General features: G+C 72.7%; 19 protein-coding genes. 12 read left to right on the top strand and 7 right to left on the bottom strand.

What is annotated here, in order from left to right:
• Position 1 precedes the first annotated feature (1 nt).
• Genes EIY87_RS12230 through EIY87_RS12220 form a run of 3 tightly spaced genes read left to right on the top strand, consistent with a single transcriptional unit; the run spans position 2 to position 3,311 of the window.
• Positions 2 to 1,027, top strand: coding sequence for an amidohydrolase family protein (locus EIY87_RS12230; protein ID WP_125307823.1), 1,026 nt, complete (start codon positions 2 to 4; stop codon positions 1,025 to 1,027).
• Positions 1,024 to 1,938 carry an amidohydrolase family protein gene (locus tag EIY87_RS12225; protein ID WP_125307822.1) on the top strand — a complete coding sequence of 305 codons (915 nt, stop codon included), beginning with the start codon at positions 1,024 to 1,026 and terminating at the stop codon, positions 1,936 to 1,938. Before EIY87_RS12230 ends, EIY87_RS12225 begins: the two co-directional genes overlap by 4 nt.
• 20 nt (positions 1,939 to 1,958) lie before the next feature.
• Positions 1,959 to 3,311: an MFS transporter gene (locus tag EIY87_RS12220; RefSeq protein WP_125307821.1), complete on the top strand. Its 1,353-nt coding sequence runs from the start codon at positions 1,959 to 1,961 to the stop codon at positions 3,309 to 3,311.
• A gap of 144 nt (positions 3,312 to 3,455) precedes the next feature.
• Here the strand turns inward: EIY87_RS12220 and EIY87_RS12215 are convergent, their stop codons facing one another.
• Positions 3,456 to 3,815, bottom strand: coding sequence for a hypothetical protein (locus EIY87_RS12215; protein ID WP_125307820.1), 360 nt, complete (start codon positions 3,813 to 3,815; stop codon positions 3,456 to 3,458).
• A gap of 120 nt (positions 3,816 to 3,935) precedes the next feature.
• Here EIY87_RS12215 and EIY87_RS12210 point away from each other — a divergent pair, with 120 nt between their 5' ends.
• The gene (locus tag EIY87_RS12210) at positions 3,936 to 5,144 is read left to right on the top strand and encodes a zinc-dependent alcohol dehydrogenase (RefSeq protein ID WP_125307819.1); all 1,209 of its coding nucleotides are present in this window, start codon (positions 3,936 to 3,938) and stop codon (positions 5,142 to 5,144) included.
• A 3-nt stretch (positions 5,145 to 5,147) separates the two neighbouring features.
• On the opposite strand, the gene EIY87_RS12205 is transcribed toward EIY87_RS12210, so the two are convergent.
• Together EIY87_RS12205 and EIY87_RS12200 are read right to left on the bottom strand one after the other, a co-directional pair.
• On the bottom strand, positions 5,148 to 6,437 hold the full coding sequence (locus EIY87_RS12205) for an MFS transporter (protein ID WP_125307818.1): 1,290 nt from the start codon (positions 6,435 to 6,437) through the stop codon (positions 5,148 to 5,150).
• 84 nt (positions 6,438 to 6,521) lie between these two features.
• Complete coding sequence (locus EIY87_RS12200) at positions 6,522 to 7,301, bottom strand: NAD(P)-dependent oxidoreductase (RefSeq protein WP_125307817.1); 780 nt, start codon at positions 7,299 to 7,301, stop codon at positions 6,522 to 6,524.
• Between the two features lie 78 nt (positions 7,302 to 7,379).
• Here EIY87_RS12200 and EIY87_RS12195 point away from each other — a divergent pair, with 78 nt between their 5' ends.
• The 6 genes from EIY87_RS12195 (at position 7,380) to EIY87_RS12170 (ending at position 13,904) form a co-directional block, all read left to right on the top strand.
• Complete coding sequence (locus EIY87_RS12195; protein ID WP_125307816.1) at positions 7,380 to 8,051, top strand: GntR family transcriptional regulator; 672 nt, start codon at positions 7,380 to 7,382, stop codon at positions 8,049 to 8,051.
• A 53-nt stretch (positions 8,052 to 8,104) separates the two neighbouring features.
• The gene (locus EIY87_RS12190) at positions 8,105 to 8,809 is read left to right on the top strand and encodes a 4-carboxy-4-hydroxy-2-oxoadipate aldolase/oxaloacetate decarboxylase (protein WP_125307815.1); all 705 of its coding nucleotides are present in this window, start codon (positions 8,105 to 8,107) and stop codon (positions 8,807 to 8,809) included.
• The gene (locus EIY87_RS12185; protein WP_125307814.1) at positions 8,806 to 9,849 is read left to right on the top strand and encodes a 4-oxalomesaconate tautomerase; all 1,044 of its coding nucleotides are present in this window, start codon (positions 8,806 to 8,808) and stop codon (positions 9,847 to 9,849) included. The genes EIY87_RS12190 and EIY87_RS12185 overlap by 4 nt, the downstream gene beginning before the upstream one ends.
• A gap of 10 nt (positions 9,850 to 9,859) precedes the next feature.
• Positions 9,860 to 10,816 (top strand): catechol 2,3-dioxygenase, encoded by a 957-nt coding sequence (locus EIY87_RS12180; RefSeq protein ID WP_125307813.1) that lies wholly within the window; start codon positions 9,860 to 9,862, stop codon positions 10,814 to 10,816.
• A 66-nt stretch (positions 10,817 to 10,882) separates the two neighbouring features.
• Positions 10,883 to 12,100: an MFS transporter gene (locus EIY87_RS12175; protein ID WP_125307812.1), complete on the top strand. Its 1,218-nt coding sequence runs from the start codon at positions 10,883 to 10,885 to the stop codon at positions 12,098 to 12,100.
• Positions 12,101 to 12,626: 526 nt separating this feature from the next.
• Positions 12,627 to 13,904: a GGDEF domain-containing protein gene (locus EIY87_RS12170; RefSeq protein ID WP_225439840.1), complete on the top strand. Its 1,278-nt coding sequence runs from the start codon at positions 12,627 to 12,629 to the stop codon at positions 13,902 to 13,904.
• 141 nt (positions 13,905 to 14,045) lie between these two features.
• On the opposite strand, the gene EIY87_RS12165 is transcribed toward EIY87_RS12170, so the two are convergent.
• Positions 14,046 to 15,032, bottom strand: coding sequence for a LacI family DNA-binding transcriptional regulator (locus EIY87_RS12165; RefSeq protein WP_125307811.1), 987 nt, complete (start codon positions 15,030 to 15,032; stop codon positions 14,046 to 14,048).
• 80 nt (positions 15,033 to 15,112) lie between these two features.
• Between EIY87_RS12165 and EIY87_RS12160 the strand changes: the two genes are divergently transcribed.
• Both EIY87_RS12160 and EIY87_RS48040 read left to right on the top strand, forming a co-directional pair.
• Positions 15,113 to 15,946 carry a phytanoyl-CoA dioxygenase family protein gene (locus EIY87_RS12160; protein ID WP_125307810.1) on the top strand — a complete coding sequence of 278 codons (834 nt, stop codon included), beginning with the start codon at positions 15,113 to 15,115 and terminating at the stop codon, positions 15,944 to 15,946.
• Between the two features lie 41 nt (positions 15,947 to 15,987).
• Complete coding sequence (locus tag EIY87_RS48040) at positions 15,988 to 16,128, top strand: hypothetical protein (RefSeq protein WP_191984064.1); 141 nt, start codon at positions 15,988 to 15,990, stop codon at positions 16,126 to 16,128.
• A 39-nt stretch (positions 16,129 to 16,167) separates the two neighbouring features.
• Here EIY87_RS48040 and EIY87_RS48905 read toward each other — a convergent pair whose 3' ends face one another.
• From EIY87_RS48905 to EIY87_RS12150, 3 genes are all read right to left on the bottom strand, one after another.
• On the bottom strand, positions 16,168 to 16,293 hold the full coding sequence (locus tag EIY87_RS48905; protein WP_255481994.1) for a hypothetical protein: 126 nt from the start codon (positions 16,291 to 16,293) through the stop codon (positions 16,168 to 16,170).
• Positions 16,294 to 16,482: 189 nt separating this feature from the next.
• Positions 16,483 to 16,818, bottom strand: a complete 336-nt coding sequence (locus EIY87_RS12155; RefSeq protein ID WP_125307809.1) for a hypothetical protein — start codon at positions 16,816 to 16,818, stop codon at positions 16,483 to 16,485.
• A gap of 17 nt (positions 16,819 to 16,835) precedes the next feature.
• Complete coding sequence (locus tag EIY87_RS12150) at positions 16,836 to 17,438, bottom strand: SRPBCC family protein (RefSeq protein WP_125307808.1); 603 nt, start codon at positions 17,436 to 17,438, stop codon at positions 16,836 to 16,838.
• Between the last annotated feature and the right edge of the window lie 82 nt (positions 17,439 to 17,520).

Raw genomic sequence — 17,520 nt, 5'->3', positions numbered from 1 at the left:
CTTGATCATCGACTGCCACGGCCACTACACCACCGCACCACCCGCGCTCGCGGCGTGGCGTGACCGGCAGATCGCCGCGCTGGACGGCTCTGCTGCCGCGCCCGCGCGCGCCGACCTGCGGATCAGCGACGACGAGCTGCGCGAGACGATCGAGCCGAACCAGCTGAGGCTGATGGACGAACGCGGGATCGACCTGACGATCTTCTCGCCGCGCGCGTCCTTCATGGCCCACCACGTCGGCGGCTTCGAGACCTCGTCGGAGTGGGCCGCGATCTGCAACGAGCTCTGCCACCGCGTCAGCACGCTCTACCCGGACCGGTTCGCCCCCGCGGCGATGCTCCCGCAGTCCCCGGGCGTCGACCCGGCCACCTGCCTGCCGGAGCTGACCCGCTGCGTCGAGGAGTACGGCGCCGTCGCGCTGAACCTCAACCCCGACCCCAGCGGCGGCCACTGGACGGCCCCGCCGCTGACCGACCGGTCGTGGTACCCGGTCTACGAAAAGATGGTGGAGTACGACATCCCGGCGATGGTGCACGTCTCCACCAGCGTCAACCCGGCCTTCCACACGACCGGCGCGCACTACCTCAACGCCGACACGACCGCGTTCATGCAGCTCGTGCAGGGCGACCTGTTCACGGACTTCCCGACGCTGCGGCTGATCATCCCGCACGGCGGTGGCGCGGTGCCCTACCACTGGGGCCGGTTCCGGGGCCTCGCGATGGCGCTGGGCAAGCCGGAGCTCGAGGAGCACGTGCTGGGCAACGTCTTCTTCGACACCTGCGTCTACCACCAGCCGGGCTCGGACCTGCTCTTCGACGTCGTCCCGGCGCGCAACATCCTGTTCGCGTCCGAGATGATCGGCGCGGTCCGCAGCGTCGACCCGCGCACCGGCCACCACTTCGACGACACCCGCCGGTACGCCGAAGCCGCGAAACTGTCCGAAGCGGACTGGGCGGCGATCCGGGAGCACAACGCCCGCGCCGTCTACCCGCGCTTGGACGCCCTGCTGAAGGGGCAGGGCCGGTGACCGCGCCGAAGACGCCGGGCTGGCTGGACTGGTACGCCGGTCCGTCCACACCGGACTTCCCACTGCCGCCCGGCGCGGTCGACGCCCACTGCCACGTCTTCGGACCGCAGGAGGAGTTCCCGTTCGCGCCCGAGCGCAAGTACACCCCGTGCGACGCGAGCAAGGACCAGCTCTTCGCGCTGCGCGACCACCTCGGGGTGTCGCGGAACGTCGTCGTGCAGGCCACCTGCCACGGCGCCGACAACTCCGCGATGCTCGACGCGGTCCGGGCGGCAGGCGGGCGGGCCCGCGGCGTCGCGACCGTGCGGCCGGACATCGGGGACGCGGAACTGCGCGAGCTCGACGCGGCCGGCGTCCGGGGCGTGCGGTTCAACTTCGTCAAGCGGCTGGTCGACGCCGCGCCCACCGAGGACCTCGCCGCCATCGCCCAGAAGATCGCCCCGCTCGGCTGGCACGTCGTGCTCTACTTCGAAGCCGCCGACCTGCCCGAGCTGGCAGGGTTCTTCGGCACGCTGCCGGTGCCGCTGGTGATCGACCACATGGGACGGCCGGACGTCACGAAACCGGTGTCGGGGCCGGAATTCGGCCGGTTCCTCGACTTCGCCGGGCGCAACGACGTCTGGGTCAAGGTGAGCTGCCCCGAACGGCTCACGGTGACCGGGCCGCCGGCGCTCGACGGCGAACGGCACGCCTACACCGACGTCGTGCCGTTCGCGCGCCGCGTCGTCGCGGAGTTCCCCGACCGGGTGCTGTGGGGGACCGACTGGCCGCACCCGAACCTCAAGAGCCACATGCCCGACGACGGGCTCCTCGTCGACCACGTGCCGCTGATCGCGGAAACCGCGGAGGCACAGCGGAAGCTGCTGGTCGACAACCCGATGCGCCTCTACTGGCCCGGCGAAACCGCCTGAAACCCCCTGAAGGGCATGCAATGCAGCACGCCAACGCGCTCAACCGGCTGAACCGCCTGCCGATCTCGCGCTTCCACAAGCTGACCATCCTCGCCGTCTCGTTCGCCTACTTCTTCGAGTTCGCGGACATCAACAGCTTCGCCACCACCGCGCCCAAGCTGATCAAGCTGTGGGGCGTGACGGTCGACCAGGTCGCGTACGTGACCTCGCTGTCGTTCGTCGGGATGTTCTTCGGCTCCGTCGTCGCGAGCACGATCGCCGACCGCTTCGGCCGCAAGAACGCTCTCCTGTGGACGACCGTCTGGTTCGGCGTCTTCTCGTTCGCGGCGGTGTTCTCCTGGGACATCGTTTCGCTGGGCGTGTTCCGCGTCCTCACCTCGGCCGGCCTCTCGGCGATGACGGTCGTCGCGGTCATCTACGTCAACGAGCTCTACCCGGCGGCCAACCGCGGCAAGTACCAGGCGTACGCGATCGTGATCGGCATCTGCGGCACGCCGGTGACCAACCTGATCGCGAGCATCGTCGTCCCGCTCGGCGACTGGGAGTGGCGGCTGGTGTACCTGTGGGGCGCGCTCGGCGTCCTGCTGGTGCTGTTCACCCGGCAGCTGAAGGAATCGCCGCGCTGGTACGAAAGCCGGGGCGAGCACGCGAAGGCCGACGCGGTGCTGCGGGAGATCGAAGCGCGGGTCGCGGCCCAGATGGGCCCGCTGCCGGAGCCGGCGCCGCCGATCGAGGAGGCCCCGGTGGCCAAGGCGCCGCTGCGGCTGCTGCTGCGCAAGAAGTACCTGCTGCCCACGCTGCTGCTCACGGTCCTGTGGGTGACGCAGACGATCGGGTTCTTCGGGTACTCGAGCTGGGCGCCGACGTTGCTGGCCAAGGAAGGCTTCAGCGTCGAGAAGTCGGTGTTCTACGTGGCGCTGACGACGGTCGGCGCGCCGCTCGGGTCGTACCTGGCGGCCCTGGTCACCGACCGGTTCGAGCGCAAGTGGTGCCTGGTCGCGTTCGGCACGGTCATCGCGTTGTGCGGCCTGTTCTACGGGCTGACGTTCAACCCGGTCCTGATCGTGGTGTTCGGCTTCCTGGTCAACATGTTCGAGCGCGGCTACACGGCCCTCGGGTACGCGTACTCGCCCGAGCTGTTCGACACCCGCGGCCGCTCACTGGGCACGGGCGTGTCGTACGGCCTCGGCCGCCTGTCGAACGCGGCGGGGCCGCTGATCGTGGCCTCGCTGTACAACGGCAGCGGTTATCAGAGTGTGTTCTTCTTCATCGCGGGCACCTGGCTGGTCGGCGCGGTGGTGCTGGCGCTGTTCGGGCCGCGGACCCGTCGGGCGCGGCTCGAACGGGCGGCGGCGGAGCCCGCCGGGGTCTGAGGGCTGCCCGGTCCGCGCGCTGGGACAGCGGCGGCCTCCCGGCATTTCGGCGGCGATGCCGGAGCGGCAGGACGGCGGCGCCCCTGCCGCCCTGGCGCGGCCGGAGGAAATCGTCACCTGGTCACGGGAACAGCCGCCGAGGCGTCACCGGACCGCCGCGGAAACCGCGCACAGCGCGGCCCACGCCACGGCGAACGCGGCGACCTTCTTCCGCGCGGTCCGGTCCGGGAGGGTGGTGCCGAAGACGAGGGCGTCGGCGGCGTCGGAAGCCACCCGCGCGGCGAGGGCGACCTGCAGGGCCCGCCCCGGCGGCGCGAACACCATCGCGAGGCCGATCGCCGCGTCGCGGGCACCGATGCCGCCGACCAGGGTGCGCACGCCGGGGCTGACCTCGCCGGACGCCGTCGTCAGGCCGCACGGCTTGGCGAGCACTCGGGGCGCGGCGATGATCGTCGCGCTGTAGGCGGCCGTCAACGCTCCCAGGACACGGGTCATCGCGGGCATCGGAAGTCCTTTCACCGGGTCGGCTCGGGCTACCCGGCCGGGGGCCCGGCAAACCGGCGCGTTTGTCCGCCGCCCGGCCGGGAACGCCTCCTGGGAAGTCGTTCCGGGAGGAGAAAGCGGATGAAGGCAGTGGTGTGGCACGGGGTCGGCGACATCCGGGTCGACGAGGTCCCGGATCCGAAGATCCTCGAACCGAGTGACGCGATCGTGCGCATCACGCGCAGCGCGATCTGCGGGACCGATCTGCACCTGGTGCGCGGCACGATGCCGGGCATGCAACCGGGCACGGTGCTCGGCCACGAAGCCGTCGGCGTCGTCGAGGAAGTCGGTCCCGCGGTCCGCGGGTTCGCGCCGGGTGACCGCGTCGTGGTGTGCTCCACGGTCGGGTGCGGGACGTGTTCCTACTGCCGGGCGGGTTACTTCGCGCAGTGCGACACCGCGAACCCGAACGGGCCGGGCGCCGGGACCTGCTTCTTCGGCGGGCCGGAGACGACCGGCCCGGTGGACGGGCTGCAGGCCGAGTACGCGCGGGTGCCGTTCGCGATGACCACGCTCGTCCCCGTGCCCGAAGGGGTGACCGACGACCAGGCGATCCTGGTGTCCGACATCTACCCGACCGCGTGGTTCGGCGCGCGCCTCGCCGAGATCGGCACGGGGGACAGCGTGCTCGTGCTGGGCGCCGGCGTGGTCGGCCAGTTCGCGATCGCGTCCGCGCAGCAGCAGGGCGCCGGCCGGGTCTTCGCCGTCGACGGCATCGGGTCGCGCCTGGACGCGGCTCGCGGGCAGCACGCGGAAACGGTGGACTTCAACCGCGAAGACCCGGTCGCGCTGGTCAAGGAGCTCACCGGCGGGATCGGCGTGGACCGCGTGATCGACGCCGTCGGCGTGGACGCGCAGCGCCCGGCGGCCGGCCCCGCGGCGGAGCAGGCCGAGCAGCACGCCGAAGAGTTCGAGGCCGAACGCGCCGCCGCGGCCCCGGACGCCGCGCCCTCGGGGGACCAGTGGGTGCCGGGCAACGCGCCCAGCCAGGCCGCCCGGTGGGCGGTCGAGGCCGTGGCCAAGGCGGGGAGCATCGGGGTCATCGGCGTCTACCCGCCGGGCTTCTCCAGCTTCCCGTTCGGCGCGGCGATGAACAAGAACCTCACCGTCAAGCTGGGCAACTGCAACCACCGCCGGTACGTGCCGGGGCTGCTGCACCGGGTCGCCGCGGGCTTCGACCCCACGGCGTTCATCACGCAGCGCACCGACACCGCGTCCGCCGTCGAGGCGTACGAAGCCTTCGACCGGCGTGAAGCGGGCTGGCTGAAGACGGTGCTCGACGTGGCGTAGCCCTCAAGCGGGCTGGGCGACCAGCGTCGGGCGCCGGACCAGGGAAACCATGGCCGCGCCGAGCAAGCCGGCGATCGCGAAGGCCAGGAAGCCCATTGTGGACAGTCCGCTCGCGACCAGGACGCCGCCGAGCCAGGGACCGAACACCGCGCCGAGCCGGCCGACGCCGGAAACCCAGCCGAGGGCGGTCGCCCTGCTGTCGGCGGGGTAGTGGGCGCCGACCGCCGCGTAGATGAGCGTCTGCGCGCTGAACAGCCACGCGCCGGTCAGGAACACGACGACGTAGGTGAGCGCGAGCGGCAGGTGCACCGCGAGCAGGCCGACGCCGCCCGCGGTGAGGGCGAACCAGGTGATCGCGACGGGCCGGGCCCCGAAGCGGTCGGCGAGCCGGCCGGCGACGAGCATGCCCGCGATGCCGCCCAGGTTGATCACCAGCAGGAAGCTGATCGCGGAGCCGAGGTTGTAGCCGTTGCCGCGCATCATGGTCGGCAGCCAGGTGTTGACGCCGTACACCAGCAGCAGGCCGGCGAAGGAGGCGATCCAGAACAGGACCGTCGTCAGCCGGACCGCCGGGGTGAACAGGCCCCGCAGGCCGCCGCGCCGGTCCTCGGCCGGTTCGGGGGCGAACGCTTCCAGCGCGACCCGGTGCCGGTCGGCGATCGCCCGCGCCCGGTCGGTCTTTCCCTTGGCCAGCAGGAAGGTCAGCGACTCGGGCAGCAGGAAGACGATCGCCGGCAGGACCGGAACGAGCAGCAGCGCGCCCAGCCAGTACACCGAACGCCAGCCCAGCGACCCGACGAGCGTCATCCCGAGCGCCCCGGCCAGCGCGCCGCCCGCCTGGTGCGCGGTCATCACCGTGGTGACGGCGAGGTTCTTCCGCCACGCCGGCGCGTACTCCATGACCATCGCGATCGCCGACGGCAGCAGCCCGCCGAGCCCGACGCCGGCGACGAACCGCGCCGCGCCGAACCACGACGGCGTCGGCGCGGCGGCGCAGGCGGCCGCGGCCAGGGAGAAGACGACGACGCCGGTGATGATGATCTTCCGCCGCCCGATCCGGTCGGTGAGGATGCCGGCCGACAGCGCGCCGAGCATCATCCCGAACGTCGTCAGGCTGCCGATCGTCCCGCCGGTGACGGCGGTCAGGCCGAAGCCCTTGTCCGCCAGCACGCCCGGCAGGGTCGCGCCGTAGACGAAGAGGTCCAGCCCGTCGAGCAGGACCAGGAGCCAGCACAGCGCGGTCACCCGGAGCGAGAGCCGGACTGTCGCCGCGTCGGTTTCTCGTACGGACATCCTCGTCCCTTTCGTCCCGGGGCTGCGGAGCGGTCCGAAGCTACATCGTGTGAGATATTGAACACAAGACTCAATTCAAGATTGTTAACAATCTTGTGAGTCAGCTATGTGTCGGAGCTGGTCCCGGGCGGCCGCGGCGACGTCGGAGCGGACGGCCAGGTCGCCGAGCATCTCGGCGGCGGCCGCCATTTCGGCGGTGCGGCGGACGGCGTGCCGGTAGGAGCCGCTGACCAGCCGGTCCACGGTGGCCGCCCCGGCGGCGGTCAGCTCGCCGACGATGACCTCGCGCAGCCAGTCTTCGCAGCCGGCGGCGCGGGCGGCCGTGAGGGCTTCGACCACGGCGGCGGACATGCCCTTGAAGAACACGCTCCGCAGGAGCTTGCGTTCGGCGGCAAGCCCGGCGTCCCCGGGCATGACCTCGACGGCGGCGCCGAAGCCGTTCAGGGTGGCGGCGACGGCTTCGGCGGCCTTTCCGCTGGTCAGCATGGGGACGCGCAGGCCGCGTCCGGGGACCGGCGCCATGATCGCGACGTCGGCGAACGGCACGTCGTGCTCGGCGGCGAGGGCGGCCAGCCTGCGCTTGGTGCCGGGGGCGGCGGTGTTCAGGTCGGCCCAGGCCGCGCCCGGGCGCAGGCCGGGGAGTCCGGCGCGAAGCGCGTCGAGCGCCGCGGCCGCGCTGTTCACGCTCAGCACGAGATCGGCGCCCTCGGCCGCGTCGGCCTCGGAGCCGGTCACGACGACGCCTGCCGCCGCGCCGGCGACCGCCGGGTCGTACGCGCGCACCACCGCTCCGGCCGTGGCCAGGTCACGGGCCAGTTCGCTGCCCGCTTCCCCCAATCCGAGTACCGCGATGGTTCCGGTCATAGCAGAATCCTCCTTGCCAGCTACGATCGAGTGCACGATGTGCTCGACAAAATTGTCAACAAAATCGGAGTCGAGGGTATGACCGAGAGTGCTGCGGACCGGCAGCCGGGGGAGCGTTCGGTGGTGGCGGCCATCCGGGACGCCATCGTCCGCGGTGAGTTCGTGCCCAACCAGCGGCTGGTCGAGGCGGACCTGTCCGCCCAGTTCGCGGCGAGCCGCGCCACCGTGCGCGCCGCGCTGATCGAGCTGACCAACGAAGGGCTCGTCGAACGCGTGCAGAACCGCGGCGCCCGCGTGCGCGCGGTCTCGCTCGAAGAGGCCGTCGAGATCTCCGAAGTCCGGATGATGCTCGAATCGCTGTGCGCGGCCAAGGCGGCCGAGCGCATTTCCGACGCCGAGGTCGGCGAGCTGCGCGAACTCGGCGAGCTGATGCGGCAGGCCGTCGCGAGCGGGGACGTCGTCGGGTACTCCGGCCTCAACCAGCGGCTGCACCGGCGGATCCGCGAGATCAGCGGGCAGCGGACCGCCGCGCAGGTGCTCGAACGGCTGCGCGGGCAGAGCGTCCGGCACCAGTTCCGGCTGGCGATGCGGCCCGGCCGGCCGCAGGTCTCGCTGCCGGAGCACCTCGCGATCATCGACGCCATCTGCGCGAACCACCCCGAGCGCGCCGCCGAAGCCGCCCGGGTGCACCTCGGCAGCGTGATCGAGGCGCTCAAGGCGGCCGACGCGGACGTCTCGCCTCTGAGGTAAACCGTCGCCAAGATTGTTGACAATCTTGGCGACGGAACCGTATGGTGGCGGGTATGAAGCCCGTCATCGTCACCGACCCGCCGCGCGCCGACCTCGAGGAGGTGACGCGCCTGGCCGACTACGGCGTCGCCACCGTGCACGAGGCCCTCGGCCGCTCCGGGCTGCTCGGGTCCGGCCTGCGGCCCATCCAGGACGGCGCGCGCGTCGGCGGCACCGCCGTCACCGCGCTCTGCTGGCCCGGGGACAACCTGATGATCCACGCGGCCGTCGAGCAGTGCCGCGAAGGCGACGTCCTGGTCGTCACCACGACTTCGCCGTGCACCGACGGGCTCTTCGGCGAACTCTTCGCGACCGCGCTGCGCCACCGCGGGGTGCGCGGCCTGGTCACCACCACCGGCGTCCGCGACGTCACCGACCTGCGCGCGCTCGGCTTCCCCGTGTGGTCGGCCGCGATCAGCGCGCAGGGCACCGTCAAGGCGACCGCCGGCGCGGTCAACGTCCCCGTCGCCATCGGGGGGCAGCTGATCCGCCCCGGCGACGCGATCCTGGCCGACGACGACGGCGTCCTGCGCGTCCGCCGCGAAGACGTCCGAAAAGGACTGGAAGCCGCGAAGGCGCGCCTGGAAAAGGAAGCCGCCGCGCGGGAGGCGTTCGCCACCGGCCAGCTCGGGCTGGACCGCTACGGGCTGCGCGAAAAACTCGCAGCGCTCGGCGTCCGGTACCTGACCGCCGAGGAGTACGAGAAGGAGCAGGCATGACCGGCGTGCGCTGCATGCTCATGCGCGGCGGGACGTCGAAGGGCGCCTACTTCCTCGCCGGTGATCTGCCCGCCGACCCCGCGGCCCGCGACGACCTGCTGCTGCGGATCATGGGCACCCCCGACCCGCGCCAGATCGACGGCCTCGGCGGCGCCCAGCCGGTGACGAGCAAGGTCGCGATCGTCTCGGCCGCCGAGGACCCCGGCCACGACGTCGACTACCTGTTCCTGCAGCTCGGCGTCGAGGAAGCGACCGTTTCCGACCGCCAGACCTGCGGCAACCTGCTCGCCGGCGTCGGGCAGTTCGCCGTCGAGCGCGGGCTGGTCCCGGCGGGCGACGAGCGCACCACCGTCCGCGTGCGGCTGCTCAACACCGGCACCATCGCCGTTTCGACGTTCGCCACCCCGGGCGGGGAAGTCGATTACCGCGGCGACACGGCGATTTCCGGCGTCCCCGGGACGGCCGCCCCGGTCGAGCTGGACTTCACCGAGACCGAAGGATCCGTCTGCGGCAGCCTGCTGCCGACCGGCCACGTCCGCGACGACATCGGGGGCATCGCCGTGTCCTGTGTGGACAACGGGATGCCGGTCGTCGTCGCGCGCGCCGAAGACTTCGGCATCACCGGGTACGAGCCGGTCGAAGAACTCGCCGGAACGGAACTGGCCCAACGGATCGACGCGCTGCGCGTCGAAGCCGGGAAGCTGATGGGCCTCGGCGACGTCCGCGGCAGCTCGGTCCCGAAGACCACGCTGGTCGCCGCGCCCCGCGACGGCGGCGCCCTCTGCACCCGGACGTTCATCCCGGTCAAGCCGCACCCGTCGATCGGCGTGCTCGGCGGCGTCAGCGTCGTCACGGCGGTGCTGCTCGACGGCGCCGTCGGGCACGAACTGCTCGAAACCGGCGCCGGGCCGGTGGAAATCGAGCACCCGAGCGGCAAGCTCGCCGTGGCGATCGAATTCGACGGCTCCCGCGTCCGCCGGTCGACGGTGATCCGGACCGCGCGGAAGTTGTTCGACGGCACCGTTTTCCCCCGTTACTGAGGAGCCAGCCATGCCCGACCCCTCGCCGCGCCACGAAATCGCGCACCTCGGCCACGTCGAACTGCTCACGCCGGAGCCGGAGAAGAGCCTCGACTTCTTCGTCCGCGTGCTCGGCCTCACCGAGAACGGCACCGACGGCGACTCGGTGTACCTGCGCACCTGGGACGACTACGAGCACCACAGCCTGAAGCTCACCGCGGCGAAGACGTCCGGGGTCGGGCGGACGGCCCTGCGCGCGTCCAGTGAGGACGCGCTCAAGCGCCGGGTGGCGGCGCTGGAGGAACGCGGCCTCGGCGTCGGCTGGGTCGACGGCGACACCGGGATCGGCCCCACGTACCTGTTCCGCGACCCGGACGGCCACGAACTCGAGCTCTACTGGGAAACCGAGCGCTACGCCCCGCCCGGGCACCTGCGGCCCGCGCTGAAGAACCAGGCGCAGGCCTACCCCGGCCGCGGGGTCGGCGTCCGCCGCCTCGACCACGTCAACTACCTGGCGAAGGAAGCGGAAGCCAACGGGCGGTTCGTCTGCGACGCGCTCGGCGGCCGCGTCACCGAACAGATCCGGCTCGACAGCGGCGTGATTTCCGGGCAGTGGACGCACTTCGCGCAGAAGTCCTACGACCTCGTCTACACCAACGACCGGACGGGATCGAGCGGGCGCCTGCACCACATCGCCTTCGCGACCGACACGCGGGAAGACATCCTCCGCGCGGCCGACATCGCGCTCGACAACGGCGTCCACATCGAGACCGGGCCGCACAAGCACGCGATCCAGCAGACGTTCTTCCTCTACGTCTACGAACCGGGCGGCAACCGCGTCGAGCTGTGCAACCCGACCGGCCGGCTGATCTTCGCGCCGGACTGGGAGCCGGTGACCTGGACCGAAGCCGAGCGGGCCAAGGGGCAGGCGTGGGGGCTGAAGACGATCGAGTCCTTCCACACGCACGGGACCCCGCCGGTGGCGTAGTGACGGCCCCAGGCACTACGCTGAGCGTTTCAGGCGGCGCTCTCCGTGACAGCCTGGGGGTGGGGGATGGCCGGGACGTGGTCGGCGTTCGCAGTGCGCGGGTTCCGGGTGGTGTGGCTCGCGGGCCTGCTTTCGGTGGCCGGGGACCAGCTCGCGCGCGTCGCGTTGTCCATCCTCGTGTACCAGCGCACCGGCTCGGCGGCGCTGAGCGCGGCGACGTACGCGCTTTCGATGCTGCCCGCGCTCGTTTCGGGCGCGCTGCTTTCGTGGCTGGCCGACCGCTTCCCCCGGCGGCAGGTCATGGTGGTGTGCGACGTCGCCCGTGCGGCGCTGGTGGCGGTGATGGCCGTGCCCGCGACGCCGTTGCCGCTGATGGCCGCGCTGCTGGTGCTCGTCCAGCTCGCCGAAGCGCCGTTCTCCGCGGCGCAGGGCGCGGTGCTGCCGGAGCTGCTCGGCACCCGGTACGAAGCGGGCCAGGCGGTGCAGCAGGTCACCACGCAGCTGTGCCTGGTGCTGGGGTTCGCGGCGGCCGCGTTCGTGGTGGCCGGCGTCGGCGCGCACACCGCGCTGGCGATCGACGCCGCCACCTTCGCCGTCTCCGCGCTGCTGATCCGCACGGGACTGGGCAGCCACCCGCCACCGGGCGGCAGGCCCCGGCACGGGACGTCGTGGTGGCGGCAGGTCGCCGGGGGCGCGGTCGCCGTCAGCCGCGACCGGACGCTCGCGACCCTGGTCTGGCTGGGCTGGCTGGCGTTGTTCACCGTGGTGCCGGAGGGACTCGCGGTGCCGTTCGCCAGGGAGGTCGGCGCGGGCGGCGGCTGGATCGGCGTGCTCCTCGCCGCGGAACCGGCGGGCGCGGTCGCCGGCGCGCTGCTGCTCCGGCTGGTCGCGCGCCGGGTGCGGGTGCGCGCGCTGGGCGTGCTCGCGGTCGGGACGTCGGCGCCGCTCGTGGCCTACTGGACCCAGCCCGCGCTGGGCACGGCGCTGGCGCTGCTGTTCGTGTCCGGCGTGTGCTCGGCGTACCAGGTCACGGCGGGTGCGACGTTCGTCCAGCTGTCCCCGCCGCCGCTGCGGGGACGGGCCCTCGGCTTCGCGCGCACCGGCATGATCGCCGGCCAGGGCCTGGGCATCGTGCTCGGCGGCGTGCTCGCGCAACTGGCCGGCGCGGCGACGGCCATCGCCGTGGCGGGCACCGCGGGAGCGCTGGTCGCGCTCGCCGCGGCCGCCGCGTGGTCACGCCGGCGGCCGGACGCGGTCTCGGCCGCGCTGCCGGCCGAAGCGTGACGGGGGTTCACCAGCCTTTGTCGGTCATGGGGTGCTCCTTGTCGGTGGCCGGGGGAGTGGGGGTTCACCAGCCTTTGTCGCTCATCGGGCGCTCCTCTTCTCGGTGGCCGGGGGACGTGAGGTGGTCGCTGCGGGTTCACCAGCCCTTGTCGCGCATGGCGTGCTCCTCGGTGGTCGCGGGGTGGGGGTGCGGGCGTGGGGTTCACCAGCCTTTGTCGGTCACGGGGTGCTCCTTGTCGGTGCCGGGGGACGTGGGGTCGTTGCTGCGGGTTCACCAGCCTTTGTCGGCCATCGGGCGCTCCTCTTCTCGGTGTCCGGGGGAACGAGGGTGGTCGTGCGGGTTCACCAGCCCTTGTCGCTCATCGGCTCGCCTTTCCGTGCGGTTCGTCCGGTCTCGGATACCCGGAATGGTCCCAGCCGCCCGGTCGGGTCGCGCCATGGGGAAACGGCTGACACCCGACCGCAACGCGACTACCCTGGGCGAGCAGGTGTTCACCGGCGCGGAGCAGGGCGGGGAGGCGCTGCGATGAGCGGAGACACGAGCACTCCGGGGGATTGGGCACCACCGCGGTGGAAGCTGTGGTCGTTGCCCGGGCGGGTGCTGTTTTTCGTCCTGGCGGTCGATCTGGCGGCGCTCGCCGTCCTGGTGGCGGCGGCGCGGACGGCACCGACTTCCCAGCAGTGGGCGACGGCGGGCTGGCTCGCCGCGGCCGCGTTGCCGCACCTGCACGCGTCGCACCTGATCGAGCAACGGCGGCGTGACCGCTCCGGCTCGCCGTACGTCGACCTCTGCAGCGTCTGGATCTTCGCCGGGGTGCTCGCCCTGCCGCTGGTGCTGGAGCTGGCGCTGGTCGCGGTGATCTACGGCCACCGCTGGCTGCTGGTCAACCGCTTCGACCCGGTCCGCCCGCCGCACCGCACGGTGTTCACCGCGGCCACGCTCGCACTGGCGGCGGCCGCCGCGGCCGCCGTGCTCCGGGCGACCGGCGCGCACGAGCACCTCCTGCACCTCGGCGACGGCGCCCGGCCCGGCTGGGCGGACCTCGCCGCCGTGCTCGCCGCCGGTGCCGTGCAGTGGACGGTCAACACCGCGCTCGTCGGCACGGTCATCGCCTGGACGGTCACCGTCGAGCACCCCCGGCGGCTGCTGGGCAGCGCTTCGGACAACCTCCTGGAGGTCAGCCAGCTGGCGCTCGGCGTGTTCGTCGCGCTCGCGCTGCTGTGGTGGCCGCCCGCGGCGCTGCTGATGATCATCCCGACGTTCGCGCTGCACCAGTGCGTCCAGCTCGACCAGCTCAAGATCGCCGCGCGCACCGACCAGCGCACCGGGCTGCTCAACGCGATCGCATGGCACCAGCAGGCCGAGCGCGCGCTCGAACGCGCCCGCGCCACCGGCGGCCGCACCGGGGTGCTGATGATCGACCTCGACTGGTTCAAGCGCATCAACGACACCCACGGCCACCCGGTCGGCGACGACGTCCTCGCCGAGGTGGCCACTGTCCTCGCGAAGACCGTCCGGCGCGGGGACACCGTCGGGCGCTACGGCGGGGAGGAGTTCGCCGTCCTGCTGCCGGACGTCGACGAAGCCGAGGTGCGCGCGGTCGCGGAGCGGATCCGCGTCCGGATCCGGGCGCTGCGCATCACCGCGCCCACCGGCGAACGGGTGGCGCTGTCGGCGACCATCGGCGCGGCCCTGCACCCGGCGGTGGCCGAAGCGGGCCTGGACGGCGTCATCCGCGCGGCCGACGAAGCGTTGTACGCGGGCAAGAAGGCGGGCCGGGACCGGGTGGCACTCGCGCTGTAGCTCAGCTGGTGCCGCGCACGGCCAACCGGTGCGGCGGTGCGGCGACGGCGGGCGGCTGCCGTTCCGGGGTGCGGGGCGTTGGCAGGGCACCCGGCCGCGGCCGTTCCGCTCGACCAGCCGGCGTGGCGCTCGCGCTGTAGCTCAGCTGGTGCCGCGCACCACCAGCCGGTGCGGTGCCACGATCGATCGGGGCTCCGCCGCCGGCTGGGTCAGGCGGTCCAGTGCCAGTTCCGCGATGCGGTCCTTGTCCGGCGACACCGTAGTCAGCGCCGGGACGCTGTAGCGGCCGTCTTCGATGTCGTCGAAGCCCGCCAGCGCCAGCTCGCCGGGCACCGTCACCCCGCGGTCGGCGGCCGCCCGCAGCGCGCCCAGGGCCAGCTCGTCCGTGAAGCAGAAGACGGCGTCCGGGGGCTCGGGCAGGTCCAGCAGGGTCAGCATCGCCGCGTGGCCGTCGGCGCGGTGGAGGCGCCGCACCGCGATCTCCAGCTCCGGCGTCTCCGCCAACCCGGCGTCGGCAAGCGCCTGGCGGTAGCCGGTGAGGCGCTGGCGGGCCGTCGCGTTCAGTGAGCGCGGCTGGATGCCCAGTGCCGCGACGCGGCGGCGGCCGGACGCCAGCAGGTGGGCGGTGGCTTCGCGCGCCGCGGCGACGTTGTCGATCGCGACGTGGTCGACGCCGCCGGTGCCGTCGTGCTCGCCGAGCAGCACCAAGGGGACCGGGTCGGTGCGCGCGGCCAGCTCGGCGGGGGCCACCGCCCACGGGCTGAACAGGACGCCGTCGACCAGCTGGCTGCGCTGCCCGTGCAGCAGCTGTTTCTCGCGCTCGGCGTCGCCGTCGGTCTGGTCGATGAGCACCGTGAGGCCGCGGGCCTCGGCGACGCGCACTGTCCGCGCGGCGAGCTCGGCGAAGTACGGCGAGTCGATCTCGGGGATCACCAGCGCGATCAGCCCGGTCCGGCCGCGCCGCAGCGTCCGGGCGGCGAGGTTGGGGCGGTAGCCGAGCGCGTCGATGCTCGCCTGCACCCGCTCACGGGTTGCCGGGGCCACGTAGCGGAACCCGTTGACGACGTTGGACACCGTCCGGACGGACACGCCCGCGTGCTCGGCCACGTCGCGCAGTTTCGGGTTCACCCGCGCAGCGTACCTCTTGCAACGTGGCATGCCACGTTGCAAACTGAGGTGCCACGCCGTCGTGCCCCGAGGAGGCCAGGATGACCGCGCCCGCACTGCCCGTCACCGAGCTCACGACCCTGACCGAGCGCCTGCACCGGGACGGCATCATCGGCCTGCCCGGGGCGTTCGACCGCGACTGGGTCCGCCGCCTCGGCGAGGACATCGACACGGCGTTCGCCGAGGCGCGCGCCCGGCCGGACGGCGCCGTCGGCCGCGGGCCGAACCGCTACTACGTCGAGATCCACCCGGAGCAGCTGCGCGGGTTCGCCGAATTGGCGAGCCACCCGTGGATCACGGCCGTCGCCGAGGCGGTGCTGGGGCCGGACTACCGGATCGTCGAGGTCGGCTTCGACGTCCCGCTGGCCGGCGCGGTCGACCAGCCGTGGCACCGCGACTTCCCGATGCCGGAGGAAACGGCGCGCGAGCGCAGGCTGACGTCGCTGGCGGTCAACGTGACCGCGGTCGACACCGAGCCGGACATGGGCCCGTTCGAAATCGCGCCCGGCACGCACTGGGACGACGGCACCGGCTTCGACCACGGCATGTTCCCGCCGCGGTCGGCGTACCCGCGCTACCGGGAGCTCGCCGCGCGGAAGTTCCCGCGGATGGGGGACATCTCGATCCGCTCGGCGCTGACGATCCACCGCGGCACGGCGAACCACTCGGCCAAGTCCCGGCCGGTGCTCGTGCTCGGCCTCGACGCGCCGGGCGCGGGCAACGACGCGCGCCACGACACCGCCGTGACCCGCGAATTCTGGGCGGCACTGCCGGACTCCGTGCGCGCGCACCTGCACTGCCCCGTCGTCGACGTGCTGCGGCCGATCACCCAGAAGCACACGATCGAGGGCCTGGTGATGGGTGACGCGGGCTAGCGCCGATGTTTGCCGCGCCCGCACGGGGGCATCACGTGGCCATGGCTGATGCGGGAATCACCGAAGTGACGGGGCGGGCCGGCGTCATCGCGGGGTTGCGGCGCGTGCTGCTGGCGTTCGGCGTCGGCGGCGCGCTGGCGTGCCTCGCCTGGCTGGCGTTGTGGCTGGCCATGCACCTCTGAGAGGGCGCCGGCCGGCGTGGACCGGCCGGCGCCGCGGGCTCACTGGCAGGCTTCGCAGTCCGGGTCGTCGATCCGGCAGGCGGCGCCGTCGGTGAGCTCGAAGTCGAAGTCGTCCAGCGCGGGCACGGCCGGCGCGGTGGCTTCTTCCGGGGTGGTGGTGGACATGGCGCTCCCTCGGGTCGAACGGTTCTCTTCGGGTGTAGCGCCGAAGATCGCCGAGCATTCCGTGACCCGCGCCACAGTCGACATGTCGCCAGCCGTCGAAGGGGAGTCCGTGGTGCTCGGGGTGTCCCTGCTCGGCGGCGGGATCGGCCTGGCGGTGATCGCCGACACCGTGTTTCCTCACGGCGTTCGTCAGCGGCCACGCCGGCGGCTGACGACGGCGGCGATCGCCACCGCGGCCCCGGCCGCGGCGAAGATCCCGGTGGCGACGGGACTCAGGAACTTCGACAAGCTCGGCGCGTCGCCCGGCCCCAGCAGCCACGCCCCGATCAGCGCGGCGTAACCCGCGGCGAGCCCGGAAGCCCACCAGCGCAAGGAATTCCCCGCGCGCAGGGCGCCGGCCAGGACGACGGCGATCGGGAGCACGGTCAGGAAGGCGAACTGCCCGAGCACCATGACCGGCACGGCCCAGGCCGCGATCAGGACGGCGGTCGAGGTGCGGCGGGCGGGGGCTGTGGTGGTGGTCATCGTGTTCTCCTCGTGGCTCAGCGGTGGCAGGGGGCTTCGGCGGTCTTCTTGAGGTCGGCCAGCCAGGCGTCGAGCCCGGGGGCCAGGTACTTCATGGCGGTGGCCGGGTCGGCTTCGATCTGGTCGCCCGTCCAGCTCTCCTCGGTGCGGACCAGGACGCCACCGCGGGCGGGGGTGAACGTCCAGACGTGCACGCCCCGGTCGATGCGCAGGCCCGCGCCGATGGCCGGGCCGCTCCAGCGGACGCAGCGGCCCGGCTGGGACTGGTGGACGGTCGAGGTGATGACCAGCGTGGTCGCCGGCGTCGCGGGGGTGGCCGGGACCGGCGTGGTCCACCGGAACCGCGAGCCCGGCCGCAGTGGGCCGGGATCGAGGCGTTTCGCGCTGCTGACGGCGCTCTGCCACGACGGCCAGCCTCCGACGTCGGTCTGCAGTTTCCAGACCGCGCCCGGCGGCGCCTTGATCAGCGTCTCGGTCCGGTAGTGCAGCCGGGCGGCCGGATCGATCCCCTCGCCGCGGCAGGTGACGGACGCGGAAGCAGCCGAAGCGGCCGGAGCCGCGACGCCCAGCAGCCCGGCGGCCAGGGGGAGGGCGAGCAGGGCGGTGCGCAAGCGAGTCATGAGGTTCTCCTGGTTGTTAGCCCTTGTCGTGATGGTTAGAAGCTATAACCAGTGCGGAGTGAGTGTCAATAGGAAAAGTGAT

Source organism: Amycolatopsis eburnea, assembly GCF_003937945.1.
Lineage (GTDB): Bacteria > Actinomycetota > Actinomycetes > Mycobacteriales > Pseudonocardiaceae > Amycolatopsis > Amycolatopsis eburnea.
The sequence above is the reverse complement of the archived record's forward strand: the minus strand, read 5'-3'. Positions and strand labels throughout refer to the sequence as shown.